The following is a 15,235-nucleotide window of genomic DNA, read 5'->3' as shown; positions in this document are numbered from 1 at the left end:
TATCTTTTCTTGTTCCATGACCGCAAAGGTAAGCAAAAAAAATAGTTTTAGCACGCTATCATATCAAGTTCTTTGGTTAGGCAGCGGCATCCGTCCGCCACGGACAATCCCCCTTGGGCCCGACGCTAAGGAAAAACCAGAAAAGATAGGAGCCGACTATGCTCATACATCTGGCTTTTCGAATGGCAAAGCATTGGTTGCGGAAAAAGGCAAGCCTGTATCTATTATAGACACCCAGGGCAAGACCATTAAGTTACTTGACAAAATCGAAGGAAAGGAAATAGATGGAGTACGTTCTTTCGTAGCAGGGTATGCTGTTTTCATGACAACCGACTCTCTATGGGGAGTGATCGATGATAATGGAAAATGTGTGGTTAAGCCAGAGTATTACTCGCTTAACGATTATGGTGATGGTAAATTTATCGGTGTTAATGCCAAATATAGAAAAGACGTTATACAGGGGAAGAAAGACAAAGTTAAGATTTCTGTTCTTGACACATCAGGGAAAGAGGTCTTAAATTTTTCTGCTAACAAGTATGAAAATACAGGTTTTGCTTATGTAGATGGTAAACTTGCAGTAAGTGTAAAGAAAGATGGCAAAGAAATTTGTGGAATCATTGATGACGCAGGTAATTATGTGGTCAAACCAACAACAAAGTTAAAAAGTATTGGCACAATACATGGCGATGAATTCACATACAACAATGGAGAAGGATGGGGATTGATGAACGTCAAGGGCGAGACATTAGTTCGCGCTAAGTACGAGTATCTGTATTATGACGAAGATAACATTCTTATTGCCATGAAGAAAGATGGTGATACGTACGAATATAAGTATATTGACAAGGAGGACAACCAAATCGGTTCAGACACATATGTTACTGCCACACCCTTTTCTTCTTTTGACGGGCAACATGCCCTTGTCAAGCCAAATGATAAAATATATTCTATCATAGACAAAAATTGTAAGCAATTGGAAGGACTTCCTGACATTATCGATGTTGGCAATTATGTCGGCGAGAACTATATTGAGAGTGACTATATAGACATCAAGAAAATGGTAGATGGTTTTGGTATTTCTCAAAATGGAATAGCTGGCCTTACTTTTAGCTCATCTCCTAAAGAAGCAGTAAAAGCAGAAGTCGCTTGTGGGTATGCCATAGGAGATGAGAATCATCCATCTGGTACTCCTTATTGGTATGACGAGACAAATAAAGTAACCTTCTCAAAAACTGTAAATGGAGTAAATGGTTCGATCGAAGTTTCATTTCTAAATAATCTAAGTAGGCAAACTTACCGCACACGTAGAATAATTGATTATACTTTTGAAGACTGGTATTGGTATCACGATGAAAAAACTCCTACAGGTTATGTTTGGAATAAGATTACTCCCAAGTCTTTCACTCTTTCTATAGGAAACGACGGGAGAATGCACGGAAAACTGAGAAATTTACTAAAAGCGCTGGTTGCGAAATTCAAGACTTTTGGAACAATTGCTAAACAAAATGACGGAGCTGCTGTATTCATCTTAAAAAACAAGTTGCGTGCTGTCATCTGGATGGAGAAAGACCATGTCTCTGTTTCTTGGGGCAATATCAGGCCTATAAAAGATATTGATATAAGTAAATATGAAGATGTATCAGAAGAGGACGATCCTTCTTACGTTTCATATGGTTACTTGAATGGACTGTTCCCCAACACATCAGCTGACGCTGACACTGTGGCTGTTGATACAACAGCTGTTGATACCGCAGCAGCGTATTATTAAAATGTTTCATTGAAAGGATCAAGTAAAGGGATGCAAGGTTTATGCATCCCTTTACTTTTAGGATAACATCTACGTACAATCCTCACATATCGATAAACAAACAAGCTTGAAGCCTTGTAATAATACTGAAAGGAAATATCGGTAATGTTATTAACAAGTAAAACGCTTCATAGTCTTTCTCTTTTTTGAAATTTATTCATCGCTATCATCAGAGTCATCGTCGTCAGAAGAATTAAATCGTAAATACCTACCGGAGACGACTTGCGTCTTTCCGTTCATCCATGTCAACACAATCTTTGTAATATACATATTAGTTGCATCTCCGGCCACAAAATAGGAGGAGTCATCCCATGACCAACTACCTTTATCCCATTGTTTGACAGGACCTGTTCCCTTGAAATGTCCAGTACATCTAACATCTCCAACATCATTTGTAACCTTGAAGTAAACGGTGATATAACGTATGGTTTTAGGATTGGTATTTACATAATTTATATAAAAGGTTATCACCGAATATTCATCATTCCAACCCCAGCCATCAACAAATCCAAATGGGGCAAGACGTTTCATCTTTGAAATATATCTATAGTAATATTCCCAGCCTAGATAATTGACTACATCGCTATAGTCAACAGTATCATTAGTAAGTCTGTCTTTGAAGACCTTGTAGTGGTACTGGAAATCTTTATTAGAAGCTAATTCTTCTGGTATTTTAGCTTGATGGGTACTCAATAGATTCAATCCTAAGTCTTCTTTCTTAATCGTATAGAAATAAATGGAATCGTTTTTGATGCCAATACAATTCGTTGTATCATCTGAGAATGACTCATCGCAGATAGTACACTTCAACGACACATAATTAGTAGGAACTCTTCGCCAGTCGTGCGAATCTCTGTACTCATCGGCTTCTTTCTTTAGTCGTGCTAAATACTGCTCATGCTTACGTACACGTTCAATAGAATCTGCACGCACCTTTGCAAGTGAATCCTGTATGAACACTCTGCGTTGTTCATTCAAACGTGTGAACTTACCGTCCAATTGCTTGGAGTATGCAGCTATCATTTTGTTCAGCTCATCACCCTTTATTTGGGGAATAGACTTGTCCTTCTTGATGGATTTAGCGTTGTCTTTATCCAATGTTATTGCGACATTAGCAATTGCAGTCAATACATAAAGTATCCGCTCTTTCTTGTCAAAAGCGTATTGCTTCTCAATACCTGTGACACCGTTTATCATTTGTTCGCTGTCACGATAATAGTACCCATTACTACCTTTATGCCAAATGACCATTGCACGTCGTGACAAAGAGTTGAGAGCACCGTAATTTTGGGCACTGACTGGAATAAAGGATATTAGTACCAGTAGAAAGATTAGAAGTTGTTTCATAATTTTATATTTATATTATTGAAAGCTGAAAGTAACAGGGACATTGTATTTCACACGCACTGGCAAGCCGTTTAGTTTACCTGGTTTCCAACGTGGCATTGCCTCAACGACACGTACCGCTTCACTATCTAAAGAGGGATACACAGAGCGAACTGATTGAACATTTGTAATGGACCCATCACGTTCGACCACAAAAGATACAACGACACGTCCTTGCAGACCATTTTCTTGTGCATCGACAGGATATTTAACATTATCTGCTAGATATTTCATGAGAGCGCTCATACCACCAGGAAAAGATGGCATTTCTTCTACTGATTCAAAAACTTTATTTTCAACTTTTGGATCTTTGATCTTAAAATATTTAGAATAGCTAGATGATGATATTTTTTTGTTGTGTGTTCCATTATTAATTTCCCCTGACATTATTAGGTTAAAATGTTTGCTAACTTTAGGAACAATAATGTTATCGGTGATTTCATGTCCATCTATAACAAAAGAAATTTTATGAGTTCCAGAAGTCAGATAATTGACACCATCCAATTTAGCCGGTATCCCATCCACCTTCAATGAGTCTATATGGACGTTGCAGGAAAACGTGACCTTTGATTTGTTTCGAATGCTTTGTAATGCTACAATGATGTCAGACTTTTGGTCTTCTACCACGTTTGGCGATTTGATAATAGTCTCAAAACCATCTTTACTGATTGTTACCTTTCTTTCTCCAATCAGCACATCGTTAAGTATCAAAGGGGTTGTTCCCCTTAGTTTGCCATCAACAAAAACGTTGGCACCGACTGGGCGACTATTGACGTTAAGGATGCCATAGATAGGTATCGGTGCAGAGAGACTGACAGATTTCGTTTCCCCTTTGTGGATTTGTATGCTTGTTTCATAAGGACGGCATGACTCTTTTCGTGCCTCTATCTTATAGAGGCCTTCTGTCAGTCTTCCTTTGAATAAACTGGAGCCCTTATCCTCATTATTGATATAGATATGGCATCCACCCGGAACTGTGACTTCGACAGTACCATATAGTGGAGACATGGGAATGACCACGTCGGACTTGCCATCCTCGACATTTATAGTAGTATCCTTTGTCTCATATTGGGCGAGCTTTATTCTCAGATTGTGGTTGCCTTTCAGCAGTTTTCTCGTCTGAAAAGGAGTTGTCCCTGCTGGTGACAAGTTATCGTCGATATATACCGAAGCACCATGGTCAGGAGTGGTCGATATGAAGAGAAGAACATAATTGGGAGTAAGAGACACTTTGAGTGTTTGCTTTTCCTTTCCCATATTGATGACGCCCTGTTCTTCTTTGTAATATGGGTCTGAGACGGAAAAGTTGTGCTTACCATAGGTAATCAGCTTGGTAACGACACCATCCTCAACAGGTACCTCCACACCATCTATCTTTACAATTGCTGATGACGGGGTTACATTCATAATAAGATACTGGCCACCAACATCATGTTTGACAATGGTTTCCACCTGGTCTGTAGTCAGTACCATTTCATACGTCCGAGCACCTTCTATAGAGATAGGAAAGTCATAGTCCCTAAGTACACCAAGAGTGGGATGAGAAATGGTTATACGTCTTACGCCCCTTGGTACATATACCCATATCTCAGAAGGCTTCTGCATGGTCTTGACAACACCCAAAGAGCCACAGTCAAAGCTAAAGCCGGTTTGATTGGTGACTACTTTAATAAGTGCAGCCTTCTCACCATTTTGGTCCAGTTCGTAGGTGCCATTGGTATTAGCTGTCAAGTCGTTGTCCAACATTCGAAACGATTTGACATTGATGGTCTGTGCTTGTAGCAATACGCAAAACAAGTTGACGAGCAATATGATAATGGTGCGTTTCATATTCTTCATAATTTACCAAAGTTCAACAGTCGGTTTCACTCCCTCGTATTGCGGCATGCATTGGCCTGCTTTCGCACCGATATAGGTTGAGTCGCAAATAAGGTACTTGCTATTGTCCTGATAGATGTATCCGTCGCCTTTTATGCTCTGGTCAGAGAATCGAATCGCCGTAGCCTCATGGTTGGGATAATAGAGGAGATGAACATCCAAGTGCAACAGGTTGCGGACAAGGAATGCCAGCAGCACTGCTCTGTCTTCACAGTCATTAGCTGGATAATAGAAGTTCTCCTCGACAAAATACGGTTTCTCATAGCCGAACTGTTCGCCATCGGTCTCATATTTGAATGCAAATTGGATAAAGTGCAAGAGCTTGTTGACAGCCTCTGACTCGGAAAGCCCGGCTAATTGTGGAGCTATTTGCTGGAGTATGTTTTTGCAGAATGTAGGTGACAGGCAAGAAGACGCATAAACAGGAACATCGGTTTCCACATAGTCTCTTGCAATCACAATTGCAGCTGAAGGCACACTTCCCGTGATTGTGATATGCCCATCGGTTCTAGAAAAAGCGTCCTCATCTTGTGATGGTATCTGTGGGTTGTTCAAGACAAGGCTGAAAGCCTTTCCCAAATTGGCATTCTGTGGAAGTTCACAAGTAGAGATGGAGCCAATTTTCCCAATGTTTTCTCGTCCTGTTCCACCCAGGAACACATAATACCTGATGCCGTCAATGTTTAAGAATGGATGACCATAAACCGTTTGCTTGATAGGTATCAAATGGGCCATTCGTGAGCCACCGACACAAGCTATTCGGATATTCATGCCCATATTGACCAAAAGATAATGGCTAAGAACTATGCTGGAATTGATATCGTTGGGATAGACAGCGTCGCTATAGTTCCTAACAAGCACATATGTCAGCCAGTCATTCAGATGGTATGCGATTCGTAATTGGTTCAGCGATGGCAGTACCTTATCCGCTAAGTCAGCATTTTTGTATTCCTTCCAAAGTCTGCTTACATCATTAGCCATTGTAGATTCAAGCCGTTTGACGGTCAACTTTGGGGCTTGAACGTTTGCCGTATAAAATCGGAAGCTGATTTTCGCTTGTAGTGGATTTGGCACTTCTGGCTTTATCTGTATAGGTGCAGATGGCTCTGGCTGAGGAGTAGGCTTTCCAGGCTGTGGAATGGAAGCCACGGGAGTGCCGTCGACGACTGGAGCCTTCGGAGCAGTCTTCGGTTTGGAATGTGGATAAAGGCTTCTGGCAGAAAACGTGTCGAAGTCTTTCCAAACAGTATCGAGGAACTTGACGTAGTCCTGGAGTATCTGACCACGATAATCAGAATAGTCACTCAGCATCTTCTGACGAAACTGCTGATAGGTTTCATCATTCTGTGCAGCCACATTCCCAAAGGATGCGGCCAGCAACACAAGCGTCATTAGTCCTTTATTCATGATACCGTTTTAATTTATTCGTTAAAAATCGCCGGGGCCATACAGACCGAACTTGGGGTCTTTCTCCGGTTGCCATGTGCGGACTTTGATAAGAGGGTGCTTCGGGTCGTTGATGTCCACCATCAGGAAGAGATAACCCTTGTCGCCGTAGTGCGTTGAGTAATAGTCCTGTGCTATTTGTATGGCATACATCTCACCTCCTTTGCCCATCTTGATAATGTCATTATTTGCAAAACGAATATTGACAAACTCGTTGCTTGCAAAAGTCCTTGCAAGATTTCTGATATACTCGTCTTTGGTCTGCCTGTTGTATTTGATGATGTCATAGTTTCTAATGGTAGCACCAGTCTCGGGATTTTGATACATCACAGGATTCCGCTTAACCACGCGGCCGGTGATAATGACAGCATCGTCATCGAATATTGTCTTGATGTAATCGAGGCGTTTTAGAGCATAGGCAGTCTTGTAATTCTCCAAAAAGTCCATGATGGCTTTACGAGCTGTCTCAGACCACACTACCTTGCCAAGCACATCGTTCTCTGCTTTCTTGCCGAGACCGAAAGCGATGTTTGAGATTTTTCCTTGGTCATTGAAGGTGAACACCAGATCCTCTACAAAGGCTTTTCTGATACCGTTCTTGAACGAGAAGCACATGTTCAGTCCTCGACCTACAGTTCCATTCCCATCTTGATATACTTTATAGACAGGATTTCCTACGACCTTTGCTGAGCCGTACTTAATCAATCTGTTATAAATTTCCATCCCTTCAGGAGTAAACAGATTGTCGGCTGCATCGTAATTTCTATTCCTTACCGCATCGGCAACCTGTGCCATCATCTTTGCATATTTTTCTCCACCGTCCGTCGGTTGCTGCAAGGTAATGCTTGAATTGGTTGAGTTGGAAAGAGCCTGTAGTACTTCGTTTCTTTTGCTGCTTTCTTTTGCCTTGACATTCGTGTAAGCGGCTTTGAAGGGAACAGACTTGATGGTGTTCATAACACTCTCTATCTCGGGGTCGATATGGGCTTGACCACGGTACTCAAACTCATATTTAATCTGATATTGCTTTAATGTTGAAGAAGAAGGCAACTCCAATATGCCGACACCGTCCTTTGCACTATAGATGTTGCTCCATCCCGTACCGTCGAAGTAGGTATAGTCCAAAGACGAAACGGGTTGTCCCTTATAGGCAAACGCAATCTCGGCATCGTCGCCATTCTTGTGGATGTAACTTGCTTGAATGTTGTCAAGCACAGAATTAATCTTCTCGGGCAGCCAGACGGACAGTACCTGCTGCTTGCCGTCGCTGTCCTCTCCAGTCATATCATTAGGGTGCTGCAAAGACCTTAAAAGGGTGTATGCCCAATAATAGCATCTAAGTGCATCGTCAATCTTTAGGTTCTTTTCCGCCTTGTTCCCTAAATCTATCAGGCTTCTTATCTTTAGTTTTCTCGACTCAAATATCTTCTCTATTTCTGACTTCTTGATCCATCTGCCCACATGTGCGTCTGGCTCATTCTTCAGTATGATGCGCTCAGTGTTCGTGAGTGTAGCTTGAGAGTACGTATGAATGGTTGACTTGAAATCTGAATTGGCAGTCAACGAACCATTTGACACCGTTTCATTATCCGACTGGTTGGTTACAGATGACACATTGACGGCTATCTTGCTAATCAAGTCAGACAAAGCTTGCTTGTCAGCTTCCTGGACAGTAGCTCCATAGCCTTCACCATACAAGTAAATCGAACTAGACTTCACTGCATCCCAACTTTGTGCATGGATGGCAATCGTTGACATCCATAGCAACACCAAACAGATAATATCCTCTTGTATTTTCTTCATGCTCTCAAGTCTTGGTTTTGGCACTAACTTGCTTAAGTCAGTGCCAAAACCGATAGTTATTTAATTCTTTTTAGAATTGTCTTGTTCTTTTTCAAAGCCTTCCTGCACGAACTCGCTAACCTTCTTAGCGTACTTCTGAGCAGCCTGACTTTCTTTTAATGCATTCTCCATGGCACGGATGCGGGCTTTCGTAGCGGCATCTTCATTGATGATGAAATATGTCTGCATGGCATGAGTTCCATCCTTAAAGTCTTTGACCACGGAGAAAGATTCTTGCATTTCGCCCTTGATTTCCTTCTCTACCAAGGTCTCATAGGCGGAATAGAAGTGGTCAAACTCTGCCGACACGTCATCAGCGTTGCCGGCGATATCGCTTACGATACGACCTTTTACATGGCTACCGGCCTGACGGGCGTACTGGTTGCAAGCATTGTTAACGGCCATCTGCTTGCCCACGTTCATGCTCTTGAACTTAGAGGCTTCGCCCATCACCTCGTAGCCGTTCTCTCCTAACTCTTCAAGTTTGGAGTAGTGGCTTAGTAAAGCGACTTCCAAAGAGCGTGTACTGCCATAGAGCTTCCAACCCTCTTTCTTGAACTGCTTCATCTTCTCTTTGTACTCTTTCTTCAAAGCTTTCTGCAGTTGTTTGTTGATCACTTTCTGCGTCTTTGTCATCGATTGAGCAGACGCTGTGGTGGCAAATGGTGCAGCCAACACCAAGGCCATCAAGACAACGATAATCTTTTTCATAGACTGTATTTATTTTAACGTTAATGCAAGTCGAATACCAACACTTGGAGAACTCGAATAATTATTTAGATCACTTTTTGTAGATGTACATTGTATACTTGAAGCACTATTGTCAAATCCACCGCCACACTCATCTGGGTAATATGAGGAATCATATACCCACTCCCATACATTTCCACTCATATCATATATCCCTAATTCATTAGGCTGTTTTTGTTTTACCTCATGTCTAGTATCATTAGAATTTCCACTATACCAAGCTACATCTCCAGGTATGTTACTGCCGCTATAGGTAAAGGAGAGTGATTTGCTTCCGCCCTTTGCAGCATATTGCCATTCTTCTTTCGTAGGAAGTCTAAAATTTATTGAAGTAATATCTCCTAATTTTGTTAAGAACGAAAGAAAATTGCTATATGTCTTAGAAGATATTGGCAAGTTGGGCGTAGTCGTTGTTCCATCAGTGATTGCATAATACAACCCTTCCGTCACCTCCGTCTCGCCAATAAGGAACGACTTGGATCCCCAATCTACAGGAATCATTTTGAAAGTCATTCCTTTAACGGTAAAATTCAAACCAGTTGCCCAGCCATTATGCTCAGCATCTGTTGGTATATCAAGATAACCGCTCTCTCCTGTCTTATACATACTCGTGGAGCAAGCCATTGTATAAGCCTCACTGGAGTTGGATACCAATCCGATGGTTGGAGCCTCACTATCCGAGAAATAGCCATAAAGATAGGGCGTTGCACCCGTTGAGGATGATACCGTATCTTTTACAACCGCTGTTGTCGTGAAGAAGTTGTTGGAGGCCACATCGTAACTGGTATAATGTGTGATACCCGTCACAACAATCGGCAAGCCTTTTGTACCCTTGAAGCGAATCCGACCTGTCTTGGGCTTCAAACTTGCAGTTACTGTCAGTGTGTTCCCGTCCAAAAGATAAGAGCCGTCCTTGTCTTCATAGATGGCACTGCGGTCATTCAGTTGCACTGTTGAGCTGTTGGATGCGACAGCATCTTCAAAATAGTATGCCTCGCATGTTGAAGCAACTCCGCTTGCTATAGTTCCGTAATAGTTGACCGTCCAAGCGTTCTGGGCTTTGTCGTAGGTGGCACTTCCTGACACCATACCTTTATCGGTCTTAAATTGCAGATACAGATGCGCGCCATTGGGCCAGTCATTAGTCCCAGATGCGCGTGTGCCTTCTTTTGCCTTAGCCTGAGAATTCTGATCAAAGCCTTGGCAGCCACCTACAAGTTTCATCGTGACCGTGTTCAACCCCTCCTTCAGTGAAGGAGGAGAAACCAGGTCGCTTTCAGATGACGAGCAGGAAGTCATCAGTGCGAGTGAACAGCCCAACAAGAACGTTGCACTCAAAATTTTGCCTAATCTCATATTCATTGTTTTTTAGTTGTTATTCCAATTGTTGTCATTGCCATAGTCCGTTCTTCCTATGTTGGAATCACTGTTATGACTATCGTTCCAATTTTGGTCACTTCCATAATTATTTTTATTAAGGTTGGAGTTGGACTTATGATTGTCATTCCAACTCTTATCCGTACCATAGCTAGTGAAAGTAATCGTTCCCTTTGAGGTGTTCTCCACATTCCAGTTCTTGTCTGATGAGAAACCCTTCACCGTCAATGTCGCATTGTGGCCTTTGAAGAGGTTCCAGTCTTGGTCTGTCGTATAGCCACCAATCGTGAAAGTAGCGCCGCTTGCCACTTGCTTTACAGTAAGTACAACTTTAGCTTCACCTTCTTTCAAATCGGTTAATTCAATAGTGATGCTGCCAGTTCTATCTCCTTTGGTGTTGTTTTCTGAGGCTGTTACAGTGAAAGTATAATCCCCCAACTTGTTGATGGAGAACCATCCGCCTTCCTGTGACATCTTGAATTTTCCGTCGGTGCTAATAGTCGTCAGAGTAGATGTGCCCCCACCGGCAAAGAAAGTGAAATCGGAACGATCCACAGTAAGATAGCGTCCATACTGTTCATAGTTCAATCTCACCGTACCAGCATTAGTACTTACTACATCTACAAAAGCAGCTCTCGAAGAAGTCGTTGCGTTGTCTCCAACACTCACTTCAAACTTTGCATCTCCATCTCCACTCGTTTTGCTGATGTCCAGCCAAGATTTGTTGTTTTCAACCGCTGCCGTCCATTTGTCGTTAGTCGAAACATCAACCGATGACGTCCCACCATGAGAAGTGAACTTTAGGGCATCCGAGGTTACATTAAAGTACTTGCTTTGTTGGTGCACGGCAATCTGATAGGTCTTGTCAAGCATAGTGATGTTGATGTAACCTATTCGTTCAGAAGTTGACAAGTTTTCTTTGACAATGATATTTAACTCAGAATTTCCGTCTGCTGTCATAGGCGAGAACGACAGCCAATCGTAGTTATCTTGGGGAGTTGCCGTCCATGTGCCTTCAGCAGTAATCTTCACGCTTGCAGTTCCTGCTTTGTCAGAGAAATTAACCAATGTCTCATTCACGGAAAAGTCCTTTCCAGCTTGGTTGACAGAAAGCGTGTCTTTAATGTTTCCAGCAACAGACGTAAAGTATATATGTCCCACTCTGTTTGAGAGGGAAGGGTTGTCATCGGTAGATACTGTGACATTCTGTTTTCCACTTCCGGAAGATGGGTTGATTGATAACCAGGTTGCATCAGATGTTGCTGTCCACTGGGTGTTGCTTTGGACGGTAAGGTCATAAGAGTCCTTACTTGAGAACATCTCGATACTCTTACGTATATCTATGTATATACCGCGTTGAGTAACAAGAATGCTACGTACCTGAGAGTCTCCGATTTTGAAATAAACGTGTCCAGTTCTATCCGAAGTGGAGGTATTAGGCGCAGCGGAAATTTCTATTTTTGTGGTACCAGAGTTTCCTTTGTTTGGAGAAACTTGAATCCAACTTTCATCCGTTGTTGCAGTCCAAGAAGCATCGGAAGTGAGAGTAAGCTTATAAGTCCCAGCCGTATTCTCAAAGTTCAAATAGCTGTCAGAAGTAGTGATATTGGGCATGTCTTCCTTCACCTCAATGGTCACATAAGCATTATATCGATAGTTCAGCCTTACATAGCCAGTCCTGCTTCTCCCAGAGTTATTCTCTTTGGCTGTAATGTCTATGCTTTTGCCGTCTTCACCTACCTTGGTACTGAGCCAACCATTGTAGGCTGAACTGTAGTCGTAGTTAATGTCAATAGTAGGCGTGACATTAGCTGTGTATTTTACATTTTGCGTTCCACCTTTTCCATCGAAGCTGATACTCTTAGTCTCACAATTCAAATAAGGAGAGGAAGCCTCTTGGGAGACGCTAATACCAGAGCGAATGCCGTAAGATGGATTTTGTGAAGTCAAGTAGAATACGGCTGTCCTGGTTTTATCACCAAATGGATTTTGAGTGGCATTGAAAGTAACATATTCGTCTTGGTCACCTGATGTCTTATCAGCCGTAATCCAATCTGCCATGTCAGAGAACGCCCATGATGTCGATACAGATTTGATGTTAGCATTGAAAGTCTGCTCCTGTGAGCCAAGATCGAACTGGTTAGGAGAAATGCTAAGATAATGTGCATCTAAGGACAGCTTTACGTTATCGTCATCGAATTTCACGTCTTCTGTGCAGCCACAGATAAGCATGAGAAGCAATGGTATGTAAATTGGAAGTCTCTTCATCTTAATTAAAGTTTAGAAATAGAAGTGCAAGCCAAGAGCGCAGTTAAAGCCGGTTCCCCATCCTTTTATCTTAGAGGATACAGCTTCTAACTTTTCATATGTCTCGCCTTTCTTCAGGGCCATTGTATATTCTGGAACGACAACCACGCTCACTCCTCGCGTCAATGCAAATTCAATCTTGCAGTCTGCACATCCTGTCACGACATAAGTGGCCTTGTCGTCATCATAAATATAGTTTGTGGAGGAATAATCTCCATAGTTATAGGACATATTCCCTCCATTTGCTGTTAATGAAAGTTCACTACTTCCACCACCTATCTGCGGCGTGATTCTCCATCTTCCGCCTAACTTTAGGGCATAACCAATCTTTCCGCCCCAATATTGCTTTACCTTAAAAGTACAGCTTGTCGGGGCAGAGCCATTTGAGTAATTAAGATATACATCTTCGCTCTTGTCGATACCGCCGCGATATACACCTTCGAAATTCACATTATGAATATTGAAACCAATGATGCCATAATAAGCCAAGAAAGTTCCGGCTTGTGCACCTCCTTCCATATAGGCCTCATTATTTTTATAGTAAATCCTATTCAAGCTCTTATTAAAAGTCTCGTTGTCTGTCTTGAAATCTTTTGTCCAATTGTTAGACGTGTATCCTTCATGTGTGTATTGCACAGTATGTTTCCCAGAAGACAAGACTCTGTTCATTGGCGTTCTACCAGCATACTCACCATCTATAAAAACTTGAGCGTCTTTAGGTTTCGAAGTGAATTCCACAGAGACAATAGCTTCCATTCTGATGACTTTGTCATATGGAATACCCTCCTTTAAATCGGCCGTGAAAGTTACGGTCTTATATCCCTTTTGGTGGACGTTGATAGTATGATTTCCTACCAAGATCTTATTATTACTGTATGTGCCATCAGATTTTTCCGTCTCTTGATTATCAATATCAATAAGTACGGGTACACCATTGGTGTTAATTTTTAAAAGAGAGTATATAGGTGAAGGGGCGTTCAACTGAATGGATGTCTTTGAATCTTTCAATACATTAATCATCTTCTTTGTTGGACGGTGGCTTGGACGTTTGCATTCTACAACATGCTGTCCGGTACCCAGATTACCTTCATATGATCCAGTACCGACGAGTTGGTCATCTATCCAAATAGAAGCTTTGTCATCAGGCACTTTTAGGCTAACGACTCCATAGTCTGACTCCAAGGCCGGACAAATTGTATTGACAGTGCTGTCTTTAATGATAATCTCTTGTTCGTAGGTACGATAGAGTGGCTTATTAATTCGTATGACATGTGTGCCACTTGCTATTTCAACAGGGGCGCTGCTAATATATCCTCGGGAAACCGTATCTACAAAAAGGTGAGCATCCGTCAAATCAGCACTGTTGTCAAACTTCAGCCAGCCCCAAGCTTGTTTAAGGCGCACATTTCGGACAGTCTTCTCACTTCTTATGGTTACAGTATCGTCTAACGTATGGTAACGGTCAGCGGAAATGACATATCTATGTGTACCATAGAAAACATTTTCATCGATTACACCATTGCTGATGCTTTCTACTCTGCCATCCAAACCGACGGTTGCATTCTTGGGAGAGATGCTCAATATAAGTCTCCCTGAATGTTTCTCATCAAAGACAGACGTCACAACCGTGTTGGTTGTAAGTTTCATGATGTAAGTCTTTCCTTTCTCGATGGGTATGGGAAAGTCATAGCTCACCTCACCAAGTTGTGGATGTGCAATGGTTATTTTTTTTGCCCCATGAGGGACATATACCCAAATCTCAGCGGTATGGTTATAGTCAACTTTTTGGACGGCCAAAGAACCGATGTCAAAGGTAAGCCCTTTCTCTGTTGTTTTGACTTTGATAATGGCACACTTCTCGCCATTCTGATCCTCAAGCATGGTGCCTTGTTGGATAGCAGTCAGATCCTTCTGATCCAACGAGAAGTTAGCAACTGCTATCTTATCCTGTCCAAAGGACAATACAGGAATTAGAAACAGCACTAAAAGACTATACAGATACTTCTTTTTCATTGATAAACCATATATTGGTGCAAATATAATCAAATTATCTGTATTTATATATAAAATTAAGATTTGTTTTTAAAATATATCGCATTCGATAAATGTAATATAGAAAATATTTTAAGTGGTCAACCAATCACTTACTAATATACAGGGGTATAGCACAAATCTCAAGAACATTTTTCCTGCCTGACAAATGAGATAGTCGGATTGAAGAATGTCATCATAGCGAGAAAATATTATTTTGACTTAAAACACGCCTAACTTCTTCATCATTATGGTATTTTTGCTGCACAATGCGTCAAACATTGGTATACCTCAAATCCGCAACTACGCGCCTAATATGATACAGAAGCGAAAATAATCTGCATCGTTAGTAAAAAGGGGGCACAGTGCATCGAATGTCACCATAAAGACATATAAATGCCCCTTACCCCA

Annotated in this window: 8 protein-coding genes and 2 pseudogenes; 1 reads left to right on the top strand and 9 read right to left on the bottom strand. The window is 41.7% G+C overall.

The genetic code is table 11. From position 1 onward, the window contains the following. Positions 1-1,768, top strand: a 1,768-nt coding sequence (locus tag NG346_RS13475) for a WG repeat-containing protein (RefSeq protein WP_262288872.1), incomplete at its 5' end; no start/stop codon positions are given. 192 nt (positions 1,769-1,960) lie between these two features. Here the strand turns inward: NG346_RS13475 and NG346_RS13470 are convergent. The 9 genes and pseudogenes from NG346_RS13470 to NG346_RS13430 form a co-directional block, all read right to left on the bottom strand. Beyond that, complete coding sequence (locus NG346_RS13470; protein WP_262281104.1) at positions 1,961-3,154, bottom strand: hypothetical protein; 1,194 nt, start codon at positions 3,152-3,154, stop codon at positions 1,961-1,963. Between the two features lie 15 nt (positions 3,155-3,169). Continuing rightward, a pseudogene (locus NG346_RS13465) lies at positions 3,170-3,499 on the bottom strand (energy transducer TonB); the annotation flags it as partial. A gap of 288 nt (positions 3,500-3,787) precedes the next feature. Further along, positions 3,788-4,450, bottom strand: a pseudogene (locus NG346_RS13460) (PEGA domain-containing protein); the annotation flags it as partial. A gap of 585 nt (positions 4,451-5,035) precedes the next feature. Then, complete coding sequence (locus tag NG346_RS13455; RefSeq protein ID WP_262281103.1) at positions 5,036-6,478, bottom strand: hypothetical protein; 1,443 nt, start codon at positions 6,476-6,478, stop codon at positions 5,036-5,038. A gap of 21 nt (positions 6,479-6,499) precedes the next feature. Continuing rightward, a complete protein-coding gene (locus NG346_RS13450) occupies positions 6,500-7,801 on the bottom strand; it encodes a hypothetical protein (RefSeq protein ID WP_262288871.1) in 1,302 nt (433 codons plus the stop codon). A gap of 579 nt (positions 7,802-8,380) precedes the next feature. Beyond that, positions 8,381-9,070: a hypothetical protein gene (locus NG346_RS13445; RefSeq protein WP_262281101.1), complete on the bottom strand. Its 690-nt coding sequence runs from the start codon at positions 9,068-9,070 to the stop codon at positions 8,381-8,383. A 9-nt stretch (positions 9,071-9,079) separates the two neighbouring features. Then, complete coding sequence (locus tag NG346_RS13440; RefSeq protein ID WP_262281100.1) at positions 9,080-10,471, bottom strand: formylglycine-generating enzyme family protein; 1,392 nt, start codon at positions 10,469-10,471, stop codon at positions 9,080-9,082. 6 nt (positions 10,472-10,477) lie between these two features. Further along, positions 10,478-12,754, bottom strand: a complete 2,277-nt coding sequence (locus NG346_RS13435) for a BACON domain-containing protein (RefSeq protein ID WP_262281099.1) — start codon at positions 12,752-12,754, stop codon at positions 10,478-10,480. A 12-nt stretch (positions 12,755-12,766) separates the two neighbouring features. Beyond that, positions 12,767-14,806, bottom strand: coding sequence for a PEGA domain-containing protein (locus tag NG346_RS13430; protein WP_262281098.1), 2,040 nt, complete (start codon positions 14,804-14,806; stop codon positions 12,767-12,769). Positions 14,807-15,235 lie beyond the last annotated feature (429 nt).

This window comes from Hallella absiana (assembly GCF_025457485.1).
Classification (GTDB): Bacteria; Bacteroidota; Bacteroidia; order Bacteroidales; family Bacteroidaceae; genus Prevotella; species Prevotella absiana.
Note: the sequence above shows the minus strand (reverse complement) of the source record. Positions and strands in the feature narration are given on the sequence as shown.